The organism is Salinimicrobium marinum (assembly GCF_014651535.1).
In the GTDB taxonomy this organism is placed as follows: Bacteria; Bacteroidota; Bacteroidia; order Flavobacteriales; family Flavobacteriaceae; genus Salinimicrobium; species Salinimicrobium marinum.
In genome coordinates this window covers 1-1,307 of sequence record NZ_BMXB01000045.1, presented here as the reverse complement: position 1 = coordinate 1,307, position 1,307 = coordinate 1, and the positions used below count along the sequence as shown (strand labels likewise).

At 47.1% G+C, this 1,307-nt stretch carries 1 rRNA gene; it reads left to right on the top strand.

Annotated features, from left to right (window positions below):
- Positions 1 to 114: 114 nt before the first annotated feature.
- Positions 115 to 1,307 (top strand): 23S ribosomal RNA (locus IE056_RS18275); the annotation flags it as partial.

Below are 1,307 nucleotides of genomic sequence, written 5' to 3'. Positions count from 1 at the left end.
AGAAAGTTCATTGACATATTGAAGAATAAGAATACGAGAAACATAAAAATTTCTATGATAGTAATATTATAGATAGAGCAAATTATATAATTAAGAGCATATTAGGTAAAAGCACATAAGCTAAATAAGGGCGTATGGGGAATGCCTAGGCTCTCAGAGGCGAAGAAGGACGTGATAAGCTGCGAAAAGCTGCGGGGACTGGCACATACAGGTTGATCCGCAGATATCCGAATGGGGCAACCCACTATACTGAAGGTATAGTATCCGCAAGGAGGCGAACCCGGAGAACTGAAACATCTAAGTACCCGGAGGAGAAGAAAACAATAGTGATTGCGCTAGTAGTGGCGAGCGAACGCGCATTAGCCCAAACCAGTAGGCTTACGGGCCTGCTGGGGTTGTAGGACCACGACATTGGTTGTGTAATGAACTAGAACGCTTTGGAAAGAGCGGCCATAGACGGTGATAGCCCGGTATAGGTAAAGAACATAAACCATAGTGGTATCCTGAGTAGTGCGGGGCACGAGAAACCCTGTATGAATTTGGCGGGACCATCCGCTAAGGCTAAATACTCCTGAGAGACCGATAGTGAACCAGTACCGTGAGGGAAAGGTGAAAAGAACCCTGAACAAGGGAGTGAAATAGATCCTGAAACCATACGCTTACAAGCGGTCGGAGCCCTTTAGGGGGTGACGGCGTGCCTTTTGCATAATGAGCCTACGAGTTAACGTTGCCAGCAAGGTTAAGGGGTTAAGCCCTGGAGCCGTAGCGAAAGCGAGTCTGAATAGGGCGGTATAGTTGGTAGTGTTAGACGCGAAACCGTGTGATCTACCCTTGGGCAGGTTGAAGCTGTGGTAACACATAGTGGAGGACCGAACCCGTTGACGTTGAAAAGTCTTGGGATGACCTGAGGGTAGGGGTGAAAGGCCAATCAAACTCGGAAATAGCTCGTACTCCCCGAAATGCATTTAGGTGCAGCGATTAATTAGTTTTATAGAGGTAGAGCTACTGATTGGATGCGGGGGCTTCACCGCCTACCAATTCCTGACAAACTCCGAATGCTATAAAATGATGTTGATCAGTGAGGGCATGGGTGCTAAGGTCCATGTCCGAGAGGGAAAGAACCCAGACCATCAGCTAAGGTCCCCAAATATATGTTAAGTTGAAGAAACGCGGTTGAACTGCTTAGACAGCTAGGATGTTGGCTTGGAAGCAGCCATTCATTTAAAGAGTGCGTAACAGCTCACTAGTCGAGCGGTTCGGCATGGATAATAATCGGGCATAAACATATTACCGAAGCTATGGACTTT